General features: G+C 60.9%; 14 protein-coding genes. 4 read left to right on the top strand and 10 right to left on the bottom strand.

All coding sequences use genetic code 11. The features are described from left to right. The first annotated feature begins 40 nt into the window (after positions 1 to 40). Together egtB and egtD are read left to right on the top strand one after the other, a co-directional pair. The gene (egtB, locus tag QQJ86_RS05035) at positions 41 to 1,291 is read left to right on the top strand and encodes an ergothioneine biosynthesis protein EgtB (protein ID WP_284319830.1); all 1,251 of its coding nucleotides are present in this window, start codon (positions 41 to 43) and stop codon (positions 1,289 to 1,291) included. After that, positions 1,288 to 2,259: an L-histidine N(alpha)-methyltransferase gene (egtD, locus tag QQJ86_RS05030; RefSeq protein ID WP_284319829.1), complete on the top strand. Its 972-nt coding sequence runs from the start codon at positions 1,288 to 1,290 to the stop codon at positions 2,257 to 2,259. The genes egtB and egtD overlap by 4 nt, the downstream gene beginning before the upstream one ends. Before the next feature lie 38 nt (positions 2,260 to 2,297). Here egtD and mfd read toward each other — a convergent pair whose 3' ends face one another. Continuing rightward, the gene (mfd, locus tag QQJ86_RS05025) at positions 2,298 to 5,747 is read right to left on the bottom strand and encodes a transcription-repair coupling factor (RefSeq protein WP_284319828.1); all 3,450 of its coding nucleotides are present in this window, start codon (positions 5,745 to 5,747) and stop codon (positions 2,298 to 2,300) included. 171 nt (positions 5,748 to 5,918) lie between these two features. On the opposite strand from mfd, the gene QQJ86_RS05020 reads away from it, so the two are divergent. Next, entirely contained in the window at positions 5,919 to 6,596 is a 678-nt protein-coding gene (locus QQJ86_RS05020) for a class I SAM-dependent methyltransferase (protein ID WP_284319827.1), read from the top strand. A gap of 18 nt (positions 6,597 to 6,614) precedes the next feature. Here the strand turns inward: QQJ86_RS05020 and QQJ86_RS05015 are convergent, their stop codons facing one another. The 5 genes from QQJ86_RS05015 to QQJ86_RS04995 form a co-directional block, all read right to left on the bottom strand. Next, complete coding sequence (locus QQJ86_RS05015; RefSeq protein ID WP_284319826.1) at positions 6,615 to 7,214, bottom strand: GNAT family N-acetyltransferase; 600 nt, start codon at positions 7,212 to 7,214, stop codon at positions 6,615 to 6,617. A gap of 143 nt (positions 7,215 to 7,357) precedes the next feature. After that, positions 7,358 to 8,266: a cation diffusion facilitator family transporter gene (locus tag QQJ86_RS05010; RefSeq protein WP_284319825.1), complete on the bottom strand. Its 909-nt coding sequence runs from the start codon at positions 8,264 to 8,266 to the stop codon at positions 7,358 to 7,360. A 3-nt stretch (positions 8,267 to 8,269) separates the two neighbouring features. Next, positions 8,270 to 8,779: a Slp family lipoprotein gene (locus QQJ86_RS05005; protein ID WP_284319824.1), complete on the bottom strand. Its 510-nt coding sequence runs from the start codon at positions 8,777 to 8,779 to the stop codon at positions 8,270 to 8,272. A 38-nt stretch (positions 8,780 to 8,817) separates the two neighbouring features. Next, a complete protein-coding gene (locus tag QQJ86_RS05000; protein ID WP_284319823.1) occupies positions 8,818 to 9,747 on the bottom strand; it encodes a 23S rRNA (adenine(2030)-N(6))-methyltransferase RlmJ in 930 nt (309 codons plus the stop codon). Positions 9,748 to 9,992: 245 nt separating this feature from the next. Continuing rightward, positions 9,993 to 10,634, bottom strand: a complete 642-nt coding sequence (locus QQJ86_RS04995; RefSeq protein WP_284319822.1) for an NAD(P)-dependent oxidoreductase — start codon at positions 10,632 to 10,634, stop codon at positions 9,993 to 9,995. A gap of 115 nt (positions 10,635 to 10,749) precedes the next feature. Between QQJ86_RS04995 and QQJ86_RS04990 the strand changes: the two genes are divergently transcribed. After that, positions 10,750 to 11,643, top strand: coding sequence for a LysR family transcriptional regulator (locus QQJ86_RS04990; RefSeq protein ID WP_284319821.1), 894 nt, complete (start codon positions 10,750 to 10,752; stop codon positions 11,641 to 11,643). 168 nt (positions 11,644 to 11,811) lie between these two features. On the opposite strand, the gene QQJ86_RS04985 is transcribed toward QQJ86_RS04990, so the two are convergent. From QQJ86_RS04985 to QQJ86_RS04970, 4 genes are all read right to left on the bottom strand, one after another. Next, positions 11,812 to 12,738: a DMT family transporter gene (locus QQJ86_RS04985; RefSeq protein WP_284319820.1), complete on the bottom strand. Its 927-nt coding sequence runs from the start codon at positions 12,736 to 12,738 to the stop codon at positions 11,812 to 11,814. A 189-nt stretch (positions 12,739 to 12,927) separates the two neighbouring features. Continuing rightward, positions 12,928 to 15,048, bottom strand: coding sequence for an AsmA family protein (locus tag QQJ86_RS04980; RefSeq protein ID WP_284319819.1), 2,121 nt, complete (start codon positions 15,046 to 15,048; stop codon positions 12,928 to 12,930). Positions 15,049 to 15,215: 167 nt separating this feature from the next. Beyond that, positions 15,216 to 16,160, bottom strand: coding sequence for a peptidylprolyl isomerase (locus tag QQJ86_RS04975; RefSeq protein ID WP_284319818.1), 945 nt, complete (start codon positions 16,158 to 16,160; stop codon positions 15,216 to 15,218). Positions 16,161 to 16,256: 96 nt separating this feature from the next. Continuing rightward, entirely contained in the window at positions 16,257 to 16,898 is a 642-nt protein-coding gene (locus QQJ86_RS04970) for an HD domain-containing protein (protein ID WP_284319817.1), read from the bottom strand. Positions 16,899 to 16,969: the final 71 nt, after the last annotated feature.

Below are 16,969 nucleotides of genomic sequence, written 5' to 3'. Positions count from 1 at the left end.
AGGTGGGTCGCAGCAAGTCCACCCCAAACGAGACTGCGCTATGAATGTCCCCACATTCACCGTAAGTACCGAGGATGTCCTTGCACGGTTCACGCACATCCGCAAGCAAACGCTCGCGCTGTGCGCGGGGCTGAGCGGCGAAGACCTGCAAGTGCAGTCGATGCCCGATGCGAGTCCGGGGAAATGGCACTTGGCGCATACCACATGGTTCTTCGAGCAATTCGTGCTCGGGCATGACCCAGCCTACCGGTCGCCGAATCCTGAGTGGCATTACCTGTTCAACTCTTACTACGAGTCGGTCGGGCCGATGCACGCGCGTCCGCAGCGAGGCTTACTTTCGCGGCCTACGCTCGATGACATTCGTAATTACCGTACGCGCGTCGATGAAATGGTTAGCGAACGCTTGGTTCGCGGTGTGGATGCCACGCTGGCGGCGAGGATCGAACTGGGCCTGCATCACGAACAGCAACACCAAGAACTGCTGCTGACCGACATCAAGCATGCGCTCTGGTGTAACCCATTGCGACCCGCTTATCGCCAAGCTCCAGTAAAAAGCGAAAGCCGCAGCGTGTCGATGCGTTTTCTTCCGGGCCGGCAAGGGCCGCTCGATATCGGTCACGACGGCGATGGTTTTGCCTACGACAATGAAACACCGCGGCACACGACATGGCTGCCCGCCCATGCGCTCGCCAATCGCTTGGTGACCAATGCCGAATACCTAGCCTTCGTGCGCGATGGCGGTTATCAGGAAGCAGGCCTGTGGCTCTCCGATGGCTGGGCGACCGTGCAGCGCGATGGCTGGCAGCATCCGTTGTACTGGCAGGAAGACTTGTCCAGCGAATTCACGCTGGCTGGTGTTCGCGCGTTGGACCCGCACGCGCCGGTGTGCCACATCAGCTATTTCGAAGCAGACGCATTTGCGCGCTGGGCAGGCGCGCGTCTGCCAACCGAGGCGGAATGGGAAGACGCTGCCGCACGATTGCCGATCAACGGTAATTTCCAGGACAACATGCGTTTTCATCCAAATGCCGTACCGCCCGGCGAAGGTTTATTGCAGATGTATGGCGACGTATGGGAATGGACCGCTTCGCCTTACGTCAGCTACCCCGGTTTCAAGCCTCTACCCGGTGCGCTGGGTGAATACAACGGCAAGTTCATGAATGGCCAATGGGTGTTGCGCGGCGGTTCGTGTGCCACGCCGCGTGATCACATTCGCGCCAGTTACCGCAATTTCTTTCCTCCCCATGCCCGCTGGCAATTCGCGGGCATCCGACTGGGACAGGACCGATGAGTGTGCAAGCTTATGCAGTGCGGGATGAGCAGCGCCCGCCCGATAACATGTTGTTGCAAGTGGTGCAGCGAGGACTGCGTTCGCAGCCCAAACGCCTGCCTTCCTGGCTGTTCTATGACGAACAGGGCTCTGCGTTGTTCGAGCAGATCTGCGAGCAGCCGGAGTACTACCTGACACGCGCCGAGATCGCGCTGCTGAATCAGCACGCCGGCGAGATCGCCCAGGTGCTCGGCCCGGATGTACGCCTGGTCGAATACGGTAGCGGCGATGCGATCAAGACGCGCTTGCTGCTGGAGCATCTGGTTACACCGGTGGCATGGGTGCCGATCGAACTCTCTGCCGACCCGTTGCGGCGAAGCATGGAACGGATGGCCGAGCAGGTTCCGCATCTGCCAATTCAGCCGCTGACAGTCGATTTCACCCGGCCGTTGCGGTTGCCGGTGCCGCCGCGTGCGCCACGCCGCACGGTGGTGTATTTCCCCGGTTCGACCATCGGCAACTTCGAAGATCGCGAAGCAGCGCAACTCTTGCGCAAGATGCGCGGCGAAATGGGTGATAACGGCGGCATTCTGGTCGGTGCGGATCTGAAGAAAGATCGCGCTACGATCGAAGCCGCCTACAACGATAGTGCAGGCATCACCGCCGCTTTCACCCTCAATATGCTGACGCGCCTGAATCGCGAACTGGGCTGCAATTTCGAACTCAATGCATTCCGCCATCGCGCGCACTACAACGCCATGGCCGGACGGATCGAAACGCATATTCTCAGCCAGCGCGAACAGCGCGTGCGCGTAGGGCGTCTGCAAGTACAGTTCCACGAGGACGAAGCGATGCTGGTGGAATACAGCTGCAAGTATTCGCTTGAGGATTTCGCTGCATTGGCGGCCATAGCCGGGTTGGCCGTGCAGCACGTGTGGTTTGATCCGGAGCGGATGTTTAGTCTGCAGTACCTCACGCGAGCGGTATAGCTTGGCTCCCCTCTCCCTTCGGGAGAGGGGCTTCAAATTCAAGCCGCCTTGCGCGCTCCAAGCCTTCCAAGCAGATCCTGCGCAGCCCTAACCCGTTCGCTCGCTCCGGGCAGCTCCATGTTGATCTTCAACTTGTCCTGCCCGTCGAGTTTGTACACGCGCGGGTAGTTCTGAATCAAACGAATGATCGCCATCGGATCGATGTCCGGCTTGTCGCGGAAGGTAAGGCGTCCGCCGTTGGCGCCGATATCCAGCTTGCGGATGCCCAATGGTGTCGCCATCAGCTTGAGCCCCGCAACTGAGAACAGGTTTTTCACCGAATCAGGCAGAAGGCCGAAGCGATCAATCATTTCCACTTGCAGCTCGCGCAAGATTTCTTCGTCACGTGCGCTGGCGATGCGCTTGTACAGCGTCAGACGGGCATGCACGTCGGGCAGGTAATCATCGGGAATGAGCGCAGGCAGATGCAGTTCCACTTCGGTCTCGTGTTCGCTGCTCAAGTCGAAATCCGGAACCTTGCCGGATTTCAGCGCGCGCACAGCGCGTTCCAGCAGTTCGGTGTATAGACCAAAGCCGATCTCCTGGATCTGGCCGGATTGCTCATCGCCTAGCAGCTCACCCGCACCGCGGATTTCCAAGTCGTGCGTGGCAAGCGTAAAACCTGCACCGAGTTCTTCCAGCGAAGCGAGCGCTTCCAGCCGTTTCTCTGCGTCGGCCGTAATCGAACGGTGATCCGGCACGATCAAATAAGCATAGGCGCGATGATGCGAACGACCCACGCGGCCACGCAGCTGATGCAGCTGCGCCAAGCCGAAGCGGTCCGCACGATCGATGATGATCGTGTTGGCGGTCGGAATGTCGATGCCGGTTTCGATGATGGTGGTGCACACCAGCACGTTGAAGCGCTGGCGATGGAAATCCGCCATCACCCGTTCCAGTTCGCGTTCCGGCATCTGGCCGTGAGCGATGCCGATGCGCGCATCGGGCATTAGCTCCTGCAGTTCGCGCGCGGTGCGTTCGATGCTCTCCACTTCGTTATGCAGGAAATACACCTGGCCACCGCGCTGCAGCTCGCGTTGGAAGGCTTCACGGATCAGCGCCGGCTCCCAGGTGGAAACGAATGTGCGCACTGCCATGCGATGCGCAGGCGGCGTAGTAATCAGCGAGAGATCGCGCAGGCCGCTCATCGCCATGTTCAGCGTGCGCGGAATCGGCGTAGCAGTCATGGTAAGCAGATCCACTTCGGCGCGCAGCTTTTTGAGCTGTTCCTTTTGACGCACACCGAAGCGCTGTTCTTCGTCGACGATCACCAAACCGAGGTTTTTGAACTTCACATCGGGCTGCAGCAGCTTGTGCGTGCCGATGATCACGTCGATCTGGCCGTCCGTGAGGCGCTTGAGCGCCTCGTTCACGTCCTTGGTGGAACGGAAGCGCGACAACACGTCGACTTTCACCGGCCAATCGGCGAAGCGGTCGGCGAAATTGCGGTAATGCTGTTGCGCGAGCAGGGTGGTCGGCACCAGCAGCGCCACCTGCTTGCCCGCCGTTGCGGCGGCGAAGGCGGCGCGCAGTGCGACTTCGGTCTTGCCGAAACCCACGTCGCCGCAGATCACGCGATCCATGGCGCGCGGCCGGGCGAGATCGCCAAGTACCGCATCGATCGCCAGCAATTGGTCGGGTGTTTCCTCAAATGGAAAGGTGCTGCCGAATTCTTCGACGAGCTGACGATCGATCGGTAACGATTCGCCACCGCGTGCTTCGCGCTGTGCGTAGATCGCCAGCAATTCGGCCGCGACGTCGCGCACTTTCTCTGCCGCCTTCTTGCGCGCGCGTTCCCATGCATCGCCACCCAGCGAATGCAGCGGTGCCAGTTCTGGCGCGGTGCCGGAGTAGCGGCTGACCAGACCGAGCTGCGCGACAGGCACGTAGAGCTTGTCGCCCTTGGCGTATTCAATGATAAGGAATTCGCCCGCCATGCCGCCCAGTTCCATCGACACCAGGCCTTGGTAACGGCCGACGCCGTGATCGACGTGCACGATCGGCGAGCCGATGGACAGCTCGGTCAGATCGCGAATCACCGATTCCGGATCACGCGCCGCACCGCGCCGGCGACGGCGCTCGGTGCGCACGCGTTCGCCGAACAGCTCGCGTTCGGTGAGCACGGTGATTGCAGGCTGCTTCAGCGCGAAGCCTTGTTCCAGCGGTGCAATCGTGATCGTCAGCTTGTTCGTATCGGCCAGAAATGCTTGCCAGCCGTCGACGTTCTGCGGACGCAAGCCGGCCGTGGCGACTTGTTCGAGTAGCGCTTCGCGGCGGCCGGCCGAGTCGGCGGCGATCAAGATGCGACCCGGATAGGCCTCAACGAAATGGCGCAGCGACGTACCCGGTTCCTCGCCTTTGCGGTTGAGCGGAACGTCCGGCGCAGGCTGCGTGCCGGCATCCACCGCGTGCTCATGGCCGCTCTCGACCACTTCCGCGCGCAAGCGTTTGTTGAGCTGCTCGCGCAGTTGTTCGGGCGAAAGGTACAGCTCTGCCGGTGGCAGCACCGGGCGTTCGATGTCGTGGGCGCGCTGGTCGTAACGCTCGGCGGTTTGCGTCCAGAATTGCGCGGAAGCTTCGTGCGCCCCTTCGCCAAGCACGAACAGCGCATCGTCGCCGAGGTAGTCGAACAGCGTGGCCGTGTTGTCAAAGAACAGCGGCAGGTAATACTCGATGCCGCCGGGCGTCACGCCTTCCTTCATGTCCTGATAGAGCGGGCAGCGGCGCACGTCGATGGGGAAGCGCTCGCGCAAACGGCTGCGGAACGCCTTGGCGCCCTCATCGGTGACGGGGAATTCGCGCGCAGGCAGCAGTTCCACCTTTTCCACCTGGTGCTGCGAGCGCTGCGTTTCCGGATCGAAGCTGCGGATCGATTCCACTTCATCGTCGAACAGTTCGATGCGATAGGGCTCGCCTGCACCCATCGGGAAAATGTCGATCAGCGCGCCGCGCACGGCGAAATCGCCGGGCTCACCCACTTGCGGTACGTGCCGGTAGCCGGAGGCTTCCAGCCGGCGCTGCTCGATGGCCAGATCAAGTTTCTGTCCCTTGCGCAGCATCAGGCCGGAGCCGGTGATGTGCGATCGCGGCGCGATACGCTGCATCAACGTTGCCGCCGGCACCACCAGTACGCCGCGTTTTACGCCGGGCAGGTGATAAAGCGTGGCCACGCGTTGGGACACGATGTCCGGGTGCGGGCTGAAAACGTCGTAGGGCAGGGTTTCCCAGTCCGGGAAATGCAGCACCGGCAAATTGCCGGCGAAGATGCGCAGTTCGTCTTCCAGCGCATGGGCGCGCTGGGTATCGCGTGTGACGACCACCACCAAGCCCTCGTGCGATCTGGCAGCCTCGGCAACCAACAGCGCTCGCGCAGAGCCGTGCGGTGGCGTCCAGAAGCGGCGTTGCTTGGGGCTGGTGGGAAGGGGCGGATGGCTGATGGGATTCGGCATGGGGATGCTGGGTAGGGAGGGCGCGATGTGGGGCGGCGCCAATCGAGCGCGCAAGTTTAGCGCGTTGGTCAATAGCAGCTCATCAAGCATGCATCGGAGGCTTTTCGGACATTGCGTTCCGGCCCTTCCAATGCGAAGTTTTGCCGGCCCGACGCAACCGTGCCCTTATCCATGCCCATCGACGGAACTTCACTCGATACCCAGGCCGGCGCAGCCGTGTACTCACCGTGGGTGCTTAAGCTTTACGACTGGTGGGTGCTGGGTGTTTCCAACCGTTGGGCTTGGCAGTGCTCCACCGAGGACGTGTTGCTGCCGTTCTATCGCAAGCACGTCGGCGCTCGGCATCTCGATGTCGGCGTAGGAACAGGCTTCTATCTCGAACATGCAGGCTTTGGCCCCGCGAAAGAACTGTCGCTGCTTGATCTGAATGAGAACAGCCTGGGTACCGCTGCCGCACGGCTGGGGCGCGCGGATGTCAGCTGGTTCGTGCAGGACGTGATGCAGCCCTTGGGCGCTTTGGGCGATCGCAAGTACGACTCGATCGCGCTGTTCTATCTGTTGCATTGCCTGCCGGGCGAGATGGCGAGCAAGGCCTCCGTATTCGATCACTTGAAACAGCATCTTGCCCGCGGAGGCGTACTTTACGGCGCTACCATCCTCGGCGACGCAGCAGGGCACAACGCGCTCGGCCGCAAGCTGATGGGCGTCTACAACAAGAAAGGGATTTTCGGGAATCGCGCCGATACGTTGGAAGGTTTGGAGCAAGCGCTGCGCTGTCACTTCGTTGACGTAGAGATCAAGCAACACGGCAAAGTAGCTTGTTTTACCGCGCTTCAACCCGTCGCGTAGGTTGGCATCCCAGCCTATTTAAAGCTTCAGGCTGATCTGCGCCGTACTCGCTTCACCCGGCACCATCTTGGCGACGAAACCCAGCTCCTTGCACAGATCGAGCATGGGGCGATTTTCCATCAGCACATAGCCCCAGATTTCGCTCAAGCCACGGCGGCGGCATTCGTCGACCAGGCGTTGCATCAGTAGCGCGCCGAGGCCGATACGCGTCCATTCGCGTTCTACCAGTACGGAAAATTCTGCCGTGTTGCTGGCGATGTCGACGAAGATGCGGCCCACGCCGCGCAGCTCGGCCGGTTTCACGGTTTCATCGATCAAGACGTAAGCGGCTTCCAGTTCCGGATCGATGCGGCACAGCCGCTGCGCCATCGGTGAAGGCAGCTCGGACATCGCATGCATGAAACGGCGGCGCACATCTTGCGATGGCAGGCGTTTGAAGCAACGTTGCACAGCAGCCATGTCGCCGGGCTCGATGCTACGGAGAATGAGTTCGCGTCCATCAGCGGTACGCACCGCCTCGCCACGGGGTTTGCCGGAAACCGGCGAAGGCGCGTAGCGCTCGCGGCTGGGCGGCGGCAGCTGCGCGTGGCGGGGGTAGGTGTCGCGGGCAGAGGTCATGTTCATACCCGTACTATAGCGTATTGTTTGCACTGCAGCATGAATGCGGGCGGCCTGTTTTGCCCGATTGGTTGGCGTCAATCGGGTGTAAGGGGCCATTCTTGTCGTCAAATTCCCGCGATGCAGCAAGGTGCCGCAGGTTTTCAGTCGGCTACGTCCGGCTCAAAAAAGCTCCAGCGGACTTCCGTGAAGCGGGCTTTCATCTCTCGCTCCACGGTGTTGATCGCTTCGATCAGGCTGAGGTTGTCGGGCGTGGGCGCCATGCGCGCTTTCACTGCCACCATCACATCCGGGCCCATTTGCAGTGTGATCAGATTGAGCACCTCAGCCACTTCCGGGCGATCACTCAGGAACGCAAGCAGTTCCGCGCGGCGGCGTGGTTCCACGCCTTGGCCGATCAGCAAGGCTTTCACCTCGATCGCCAGGGCGATCGCCACCACTATCAGCAGCACGCCGATGCTGATGGTACCCAGGGCATCGAACAGCAGATTGCCGGTGAGCATGGTGGCGCCGATGGCCAGCGCGGCCAGGCACAAGCCGAGCAGGGCGGCGAGATCCTCGCCGAAGATCACCAGCAGCTCGCTGGAGCGCGTTTCGCGAAACCAGCGCCATAAGGTTTGCTCACCGCGCGCCTGGTTCACTTCCCGCAGGCAGCCGTGCATGGAGATGCTTTCCATCACGATGCCGAACAGCAGCACGCCGAGCGCCAGCCACGGCCAGCGCAATGGTTCGGGTTCGGAGAGCTTGTGCACGCCTTCGTAGATCGAAAACAAGCCGCCTACTGCGAACAACAGCAACGCCACCACGAACGACCAGAAATACAACGCGCGGCCCCACCCCAGCGGATATTCGTCGGACGGCGGCCTTTTCGCTTGCCGCATACCGAGCAGCAACAAACCCTGGTTGCCGCAATCGGCTAGCGAATGGACAGCCTCAGCCAGCATCGCGCCGGAGCCGGTGATGATGGCCGCCGCCAACTTGGAGAGGAAGATCGCGAAGTTCGCACCCAGCGCCAGCAGAATGGGCTTGAGCGAATTGGCGCGGCCGGCCATGCGTTAGTGAATACCTACGCCAACGCCCACGCCGAAACTGATGTTGGGATGCCCTTGGCGCAGCTCATCGGCTGTCCAACGATGCGACTGCGCCACGCTCACCAGCGGATAGGTGTAAACCGCCTGATCCACCGTGCCTGCGCGGCTGCCGCTGAGTTGTCCGGTCAGTGTCACGAGAGCGCCATTCGGATAATTGAATGCTTCGAGATAGCCTGGAAAGACGGCGATGAAGCGACCGAGGCCCTGCGCATTCGGCTTCGGACGTTGCGAGGAATCCAGCGGATAAGCCAGGATCTCCATTTCCGTGTGATCGGGGAAGTTATGCACGCCGACCACGCTGCCACCCCAGATCACCGAGCCGTTACCATATTGCTCCGGTGAATGCGCCACTTCCGCGGGTGCAGCCGCAACGGTTGTGCCGGGTGCGGCCTTGTAGATGGGCGCCGGTGCGCATGCCACCAATAGCAGCAGCGACAACGGGGCGAGTGGACGGAGAGCAGTGCGGATGTTCATGGCGTTTCCCTTCAACGAACGTGCAACTGCCTTCGAGCTTAGCGGGGACGCTTCGGTCGCGGTAGCGGCTTGGCGTGATGCGCTTGTAAGGCTTGCGTGTCGTTCTCCTGTACCAGCCAATTCAGGCGCCATGCCGCCGCACGCTCCTGCGACAACAGGCGTGCCATGGCTTGCAGAGGTTCATGCAACACCTGGTGCAGATTCCATGGCGCATTGATGATGGCCATGCCCGATCCGTTGAGGCGCAGCGGCGAATCGTCTGGATGCACCAGCAGTTCGGCCTGCAGCACACGCCGCGCGCCGCAGCGCTGCAACCAACGTAGAAATGGTTGCGACTGGCTGCGCAACTTGATCGGATACCAGACCGCATAGATACCGTTGGGCCAGCGTTGCAAGGCTGTTTGCAAGGCTGCTTCGATCAGGCGGAACTCGCTGTCCTGCGCCTCATAAGGCGGATCGATCAGCACCAGCCCGCGTTTCTCCTTCGGCGGCAGCAACGCTTTCAGTGCTTCGTAACCGTTGCGGTGATGCACGTGCACGCGATGATCATGATGGAACAGTTCGCGCAGGCGTGAGACTTCTTCCGGATGCAATTCGCACAACTGCACACTGTCCGTCGCGCGCATCGTCAGCGCTGCCTGCAATGGCGAGCCTGGATACAGCTTCAGGCCGTGTTCGTTGCCGGGCAGGGCAAGGATGGCATCGAGCCAATGGCGCAGCAGCGGCGGCAACGGTGTTTGTTCCGAGCGCTGTAGATCGGGAAACAACAAGCGCGTAATGCCTTCGCGGTATTCACCGGTCTTGCCGGCTTCTTCGCTGTCGAGTGCGTAGCAGCCGCTGCCGGCATGTGTGTCGATCAGTGCGAACGGCGTGTCTTTTGCCTTCAGTGCCTGGATCAACGCAAACAGCACGCTGTGCTTGAGGACATCGGCGAAGTTGCCTGCGTGATAGGCGTGGCGGTAGTTCATGGCGGCTCGTGGGTTTGATCCCCTCTCCCCTCCGGGGAGAGGAGCCTGCCCCCGACTCGATCGGGGGTTAGGGCGAGGGGCAGGGCTTGCGAAGAAGCACATAGTAAGAGCAAAGCGTCTACTTTGACTTTCGCACAGTTTCGCATCGAGCGAGGTTGGCCCCACAGCCTAACCCCCGATCGAGTCGGGGGCAGGCTCCTCTCCCCGGAGGGGAGAGGGATTCAACTCAGCAGCCTCGCGGCGACTTAATACGCCACCGTAATACGCTGCCGCAGCGCGTCGTTCTTCTCCACGCGATCAAGCACAGCAGCCGCGTAATCGGGCACCGTGATGCGGCTTACACCCTTGTCATCCACCAGCAACTGCTCACCACCCACGCGGTACTTGCCGGAACGTTCCCCATCTTCAATCAGGGCAGCCGGGCTGACGTAAGTCCAGTCGACGTCGGTCTTGCTGGTGCGGAATACATCCAGCGCTCGGGCCTGCGCCAATGCTTCCGGCTTCCACGCGGCGGGGAAGTGTGGATTGTCGATCACCTTCACCCCCGGCGCGACTTCCAGGCTGCCGGCGCCACCCACCCATAGCAGGCGCTTGGCGTGGGTGCCGTTGAGCGTTTGAAGCAGTGTCTGCGCGGTGTTTGGCACGTCTTCCATGTTGCCGTCGCGCCGTGCGGACAGGCTGGCGATCACTGCATCGGCATGCTTGGCATAAGCCGACCAGGATGCCGTTTGTTCGACAGTACCCACCACCACCTGCAGCCTTTCGTGCTGCTGCGTGAGCCGGCCGGTATCGCGCACGATCGCGGTGACGTCATGGCCACGCGCTAGTGCTTCTTCGAGGATGCCGCGGCCGATATGGCCGGTGGCGCCGAACAGGATCACTTTCATGAGGGGTATCTCCGTCTGGGAATCGATGGCTCGAAAGCATGCGCTTTCCAGATTGGAACGATAAGCGGACTAATGCGTAATTGACTGTCAATGAATAGTTTACAATGATTTGTGCATGGGACGAGACGTAAACCTCAATAGACTGGCCATTTTCGTGGCGCTAGTGCGCGCCGGCTCATTCACTGCGGCGGCGGCGCAACTAGGCATGACCAAGGCCATGGTCAGCCAGCATATGTTGCGCCTGGAGCGTGAACTGGGCGTCACACTGATCGTGCGCAGCACACGGCGCATGGCGCTGACCGAAGCAGGTGCGGCCTTTCATGCCGATTGCGTGCCACTGCTCGAACAAGCCGAAGCGGCCATCGAGCGGGTGGGCGATCAACGCAGCACACCAGCAGGCACGCTGCGCCTCACCACGTCGACGGATTACGGTACCGCAGTGGTAGCGCCGGCGCTGGCGGAATTTCACCGACTGCATCCACGTGTGCAAGTGGATCTGGTGATCAACGACCAGATCAGCGATCTCATTGCCGAGCGTTTCGACCTGGCGATCCGCATCGGCTGGCTGCGCGATTCCAATCTGCGCGCGACGCGGCTAGGAAACTTTCGTCAGCTGCTGGTGGCAGCGCCCGCGTATCTGGCCGAGCACGGCGTGCCGCGCAGGCCGGAGGATGTGGCCATGCATGGATGGATCGCCATGTCCGCGCTTGTCACACCGTTGCGCTGGACTTTCACTCGTGGTCGTACTCGCCGCGTGGTGCGCATGCGCCAAGTGATGCAGGCCAACAACGCTGCGGCGATTCGCGCGCTGGTGTTGGCTGGCGCCGGCCTATCCGTATTGCCGGATTACCTGGCGGAAGACGATATCCAAGCCGGACGCCTGCAGGTGCTGCTCGCGCAATATCAGTTGTTGGAAGGCGGTATCCACGCGGTGTATCCGGACCCGCAGCCACCGGCAAAGGTACGGGCGTTTATTGATTTCATGCGCGATCGATTGACGAAGCGTTGATGGTGTGGCGCGAGAATATGTCTCAGTGAGTCCCTCTCCCTTCAGGAGAGGGTGCCGAGAGGCGGGTGAGGGTTCGGGCGAAGCGTGACGTCAACGTCTTGCGCGAGTTTCATCATCGCGCGTTGATCGCACCCTCACCCCAACCCCTCTCCCGGAGGAGAGGGGCGTTCAATCGACGTTGTGACTTTCCACCGTCCCCAGCAATTCCGCTTGCACCGGCGCTTGTTCCTTCCGATGCAGCAAGGGGTGCGCAAACACGGACGCAAGAATCACCACCACACCCGCATAGAACCAGCCGTCCAACTGGCGCTGTTCGCCAAGCAATACCACCGCCAGCACAATCGCATAGACAGGTTCGAGGTTGGTGATCATCTGCATCGCAAACGCGCTGACGTGACGCAAGGCCACCAGCACCAGCGAGAACGGCAGCAGTGTGCAGCCGAACGACAGCAGCAACAGCAGCAACGCATCGTGCAGGTCGGGAAGCTGAAATGCCGATCCATTGTGCGGCAGCAACGGCGCGAGCAGCGTGAGCAGCAGGGTGCCTGTGCCGAGTTCAATACAGGTAACGGTAAGGGGATCGCCGTGATCAACCATGCGCTTATTGAACGAACTGAATAGCGCCACCAGCAACGCGGACACCACGCCCACCGCGATACCCAAGCGCATGTGCCCCGGCACGCCACCGGCCACCATGGCGACGCCAGGTACCACCGCAATGGCGATCACCAGTTCGCGCGCATCGAAGCGTCGCTTGGCGATCCATGGTTCGACAAAAGCAAGAAACGCTGGCCCTAACGCAATGCATGTTGCTCCGACCGAGGCATTGGCAAGTTTGATGGCCGCGTAGAACGTCAGCCAATGCAAGGCCACCAGCATGCCGATACCTGCATACGCCAGGCGCAGCTTCATCGGCATCGCCTGCAGGCCGCGTCGCACTTTGGGTATCAATAGCAAAGCGCCCGTTACCAGCAGCATGCGCCACCACACCAGCGCCATGGCCGGCAGCGTGATCAGCTTGCCGAGGATGGCCGTAAAGCCCCATAGCAGTACGCAGAAATGAATTTGCAGGCGGGCCTTGGTGACGGGCTGCATGAGACGGAAGCGATTGGATGAGACCGGCTATTCTAGTCCAAGCTTCCTGGTGATTCGTTCGCGTATATGCAGGGCGTAACCTTCACTGCCGTCATTCCCGCGAAAGCGGGAATCCATCTTCGCTTGTGCATCAGAGCAAAATGGGTTCCCGCTTTCGCGGGAATGACGACCGTGCGGGTTACGCCGTTGCTATTTCTTGCCCCCATTCGGCAGCGATCCACTGCGCAACTGCGATAGCACCTGCTGACACTGGTTCGACTCTGCTGCTTCACGGCTGGGCACGATCACTGCCAGCAACGCCGCTGCAGGCGCTGCCAGCACGGCAAGCGCCACTGCACCGCCACCGCGTAGCAGCAACGGTCCGGGCTTCACGCCCACGTCCGGATCTTTGAAGGTGCCTTTCACGTAAAGCGGAGAGCGCAGCGAGAACACACGCAAGCCTTTGGTATGCGGCACCACGTCCAAATCCAGCTGCTCATTGCTGAAATTGATCGTGCCGTTGACGTTGATCGTGGCATCGGCGGTATCCAGCACAAACAGACGGCTGGTGAATACGCCGTTGGTTCCAGCCAAGTTGGTGGCGGCGCAATTGATCTGCACAGTCTTGTCACCAAACATCCTTTCCACCACCACGTTCGCCACGTTCAATCCGGCAGCTTCCAGCAATGTCTTGCTGATCGCGCCGTTGTTCATCAGCAGCTTCACATCGCCGTTCGCGTTGCTGAGCAGCTCCGATACGGAGCCGCCGGCACCACTCATCGTCACGTCGCCATTGATTTCGCCGAAGCTGTTCTCCATGGATTTCACGGTCGGAAACAGTCGCTTCAATTGCAAATGGCGTGCGCGCAGATCGAACGCCGTACGCATGGGCTGTGCACTGGCATCCATGCTGAGCTTGCCCTCGATCGTGCCGCCGGCCACGCTCGTATGCAGCGGATCGAGTTTCAAGACGCCGTTGTCTATATTGATATGCGTGCTGAGCGCATCGATCGGCAGCGAAGCCGGGTGCTCGATATGCGCCGCGTCAAACGTGACGTCGGCGTCCATGGTGCGCAGGCGGTTGGTGTGGAACTGTTCTACCGGAAGCGCTTTATCCCTGGGTTGTGGTGTTGTGTCGCCGCGCTGCTGTTTCTGCGCCGTACTGTCTGCGCCTACCAACGGTCCGAGATCAACGAAGCGCAGCAATTGCGAATGCACGTCGCCGGTAAGCTTCATGCGTGGCCCGCCGGTGACGACTTCCAGATTGCCACCCAGATCGCTTTCGCCCACACGCCCTTTGAAATCGCGATAGCTGAAGCGACTGCCTTGGGCATGCAGTTCCGCCGACAGATGGCCTTCTGTCGCATACGGTGGCGTGTCGGGCAGGGTGATGCCGAGGATCGGATAGAGCTTGGCCATGCTCGTGCCGGCAAACCACACACGCAGATTCAGCGCAGCCAGATGCGTGGGATCGGTCAGTGTGCCGACCAGCGCGATCTTGCTGTCGCCAATGTGCAAGCGCGCTTGCACCGGGAAAGGTTGATCTGTGCGCTGCAAGGCCAGCACCGCACCGGTTTTGCCGCTGCCGTTGACCGGTGTGCCTTGATAGGTGCCGGTTGCCGTCCATGCAAATTGGTACGCCGTGTGTTTGGCTTTGTCAGAGGTATCGGGTGTGGTCTTTTCGGTATTCACCCCATTACCCACATTGTGGCCCACATCCGCACGTGACTCGTCGGTGGCTTGCGCCACCAGTTGATCGTATGGAATGGCTTGCTGCAGCGGCGCGATGGTGACGTGCAGATTCAGCCGTGTCTTGGCGTCATCCAGCAGAATGTCGCCTTTGTCGAAAGCGATCGTGCCCAAGGTGAGCTTCCAATTCGAAGCTTGCACATTCTGTGGGCGGTTGAGTTCCCAGTTGGACTGATCCTTGCTGGTGCGCTCCAGATCCACACCCCAGCCGTCGAGCCGCACGAAGGGAATGTAGGCGTGATGCAGCAGCAACGGCAGCGGAGAAATCCGAAGCTGCAATGTATCGAGCTTTACGAATTGCGATTGCCGGGCCCAAGGCGGATTGCCGATATGGATGTCATGAGCCGTGAACGTAGGCCACGGCATCAGCCTGCGAAGACTGGGTTCGCTCGGCTCGCGCTGCCATGCTGCGGTCAAATCGCCGTTGATCACGAAGGATCGGCCAAGGGCCGCGCTGACCTCATCATCGATCGTGGGCTTGAGCCGATTCCAATCGAAGAAAGCAACGAGCAGGATCAGCGCAACGACCAGCACCAGCAGCACGCCCACGATCCAGGCCAGCATTTTTAAACCGAGCCTCATCACTCCTGCCTTTGCGGTACGCCGGGGTGAACACGCTAGCTGCTCAACATAACTGTGAGCAAGGCGAAGATCACGTGTATGGGGTGTAGAGGGTTGGGCGCGGATTCAGGTGGAGCGTGAGTGAGTAAGGCGCCCTCTCCATCAGAGAGAGGGCGTTAAACGCAGCATCAATGCTTGCTATCTGCAGCAGATTCCGTGCGCACCGGCACGTCGATATTGCAGAGATCGATCTTTCCGGCAGGTAAGGCATAGAACGCATCGTGCCGGTTGCGCTTGGCTTCGATGATCGCGCTGAAGGTGGCGCTATCCGTGCGAAGCACCTGCAGCTTCTCGCGTTGGGCGGCAGGCAGATCGGCCGCCACTTTCATCGAGAGGATCGGTACACGCTGTGCCGCCTGCGTGTAGAAACCCAGCGGACCGGTACCGCGAGGCAAGCCGGAAAGGTAAGGCATGCCTTCGATCACGCGGCCGGCGATGGCGAGGTTGCGATCGATCTGGCGTGGCGCCTGGCCGATTGCCACGTAGAGCGAACTGCCGCTGCCACTGTCGGGAGCCACGTCACGTGCCACGCCGACCATGCCGTAGCAATGCACCAACCATTCGCGTCCGCTGGCCGGATCGCGCGCCGCGGGGAAGCCTTCAGTGAATCCCACCTGCGGCGCATACACGTCGCCATCCGGCAGCGGTGTCCATGGCAGTTTCGCATCGATGGCCCGCGTGTATTCCGGCGGAAGCTTGGGCTTGGCACTGCCCAGCGGCTTGATCTTGCTCTTGTCGCCATTGTCGTCATCGTTGGGGTCGCCCCATTGCGTAACGAAGTTGTCTTGCACACGAATGATCGCCAGTCCGTCGAAATAATGTTCGCGCACTAGCGTCCGGATATTGGCGGCGTGCAACGGCGTGAAGTCCGGCGCCAGTTCGATCACCACGCGACCCTGCGGCAATTGCATGTAAAGCAAATTCTCGGGGTCGGGCGTGCGCCATTCTTCCGACTTGGACTTGGCGATCAGTTCCTTTGCGGTGGGTGTGGCTTTCGGCGTATCCGCGATAGCGGGCAACGCGAGCAGGCCCATTGCAATAAGCAGTCCGGCTTGAAGACGGCGCAGGCGCATAAGCGGTTTTCCCCATAGGTGTCGGCTGCGTGACGGTAACAGAGACACCCGGTGATGCGTAGTCCCGTTTGCACTACGCATCCTGCCGCAGGAATGCTATTCCGGCCAGGCTGAGCTGCGGATCACACTGCAGAAATTGCCAGGGAAAAAACCACGTTGCTTATCGGCGATGACGTCTGCTTTGACATTGCCGAACGTCGTTGCCGGCTTGTGCTGAATCCCGTCGTAGAACGTCTGGATGATGGCTTCCTTGAAGCGGCTGCCGCGCGGGTGTGCATGCACGACGGCGTTGCGTTCCCGCTCGCCGAAACGCTGATAGTCGATACCAAGCACGTCCATCTCTACGCCGGCCGTCACCAGCGCGACTACGGGATGCATATGCTCCGGAATGCCCGGCGTGGTGTGCAACGCAATGGCCGTCCATACCGTATCGATATCCGCCTGGGCAATGCCGTGGCTGCGCAGGAAATCGCGCGCCACATTGGCGCCGTCGACTTCAAAGCGCTGGTCGGCACTGCGATGCTGAGGCGTAAGTCCCATGTCATGGAACATCGCGCCCGCGTAGAGCAGTTCGGCATCGAACGACAGGCCGCGGCGCTTGCCGGCCAGGGCGCCGAAGTAATAGACACGGCTTGAATGGTGGAACAACAGTGGCGATGCGGTATCGCGCACCAGATCGGTGATCTCGCGTGCGAGTTGGCTGTCGGGAACGCCAACGCCGTTGATCGTGGGTTTCATGAGGTATCTCCTGCATGTGGAAGCAGGCTCAGTGTCATTCGCATCCAAAATGGCATCAAATGGCGCGATAC

It is taken from the genome of Dyella acidisoli (assembly GCF_030160295.1).
Classification (GTDB): Bacteria; Pseudomonadota; Gammaproteobacteria; order Xanthomonadales; family Rhodanobacteraceae; genus Dyella_B; species Dyella_B acidisoli.
Note: the sequence above shows the minus strand (reverse complement) of the source record. Positions and strands in the feature narration are given on the sequence as shown.

Coding starts and splice junctions, on each gene's coding strand:
- QQJ86_RS04980 (WP_284319819.1), bottom strand. CDS start 15,048: ATGAGGCTCGGTTTAAAAATGCTGGCCTGGATCGTGGGCGTGCTGCTG.
- QQJ86_RS04970 (WP_284319817.1), bottom strand. CDS start 16,898: ATGAAACCCACGATCAACGGCGTTGGCGTTCCCGACAGCCAACTCGCA.
- QQJ86_RS04995 (WP_284319822.1), bottom strand. CDS start 10,634: ATGAAAGTGATCCTGTTCGGCGCCACCGGCCATATCGGCCGCGGCATC.
- QQJ86_RS05020 (WP_284319827.1), top strand. CDS start 5,919: ATGCCCATCGACGGAACTTCACTCGATACCCAGGCCGGCGCAGCCGTG.
- QQJ86_RS05010 (WP_284319825.1), bottom strand. CDS start 8,266: ATGGCCGGCCGCGCCAATTCGCTCAAGCCCATTCTGCTGGCGCTGGGT.
- mfd (WP_284319828.1), bottom strand. CDS start 5,747: ATGCCGAATCCCATCAGCCATCCGCCCCTTCCCACCAGCCCCAAGCAA.
- QQJ86_RS05015 (WP_284319826.1), bottom strand. CDS start 7,214: ATGACCTCTGCCCGCGACACCTACCCCCGCCACGCGCAGCTGCCGCCG.
- egtB (WP_284319830.1), top strand. CDS start 41: ATGAATGTCCCCACATTCACCGTAAGTACCGAGGATGTCCTTGCACGG.
- QQJ86_RS04975 (WP_284319818.1), bottom strand. CDS start 16,160: ATGCGCCTGCGCCGTCTTCAAGCCGGACTGCTTATTGCAATGGGCCTG.
- egtD (WP_284319829.1), top strand. CDS start 1,288: ATGAGTGTGCAAGCTTATGCAGTGCGGGATGAGCAGCGCCCGCCCGAT.
- QQJ86_RS05000 (WP_284319823.1), bottom strand. CDS start 9,747: ATGAACTACCGCCACGCCTATCACGCAGGCAACTTCGCCGATGTCCTC.
- QQJ86_RS04990 (WP_284319821.1), top strand. CDS start 10,750: ATGGGACGAGACGTAAACCTCAATAGACTGGCCATTTTCGTGGCGCTA.
- QQJ86_RS05005 (WP_284319824.1), bottom strand. CDS start 8,779: ATGAACATCCGCACTGCTCTCCGTCCACTCGCCCCGTTGTCGCTGCTG.
- QQJ86_RS04985 (WP_284319820.1), bottom strand. CDS start 12,738: ATGCAGCCCGTCACCAAGGCCCGCCTGCAAATTCATTTCTGCGTACTG.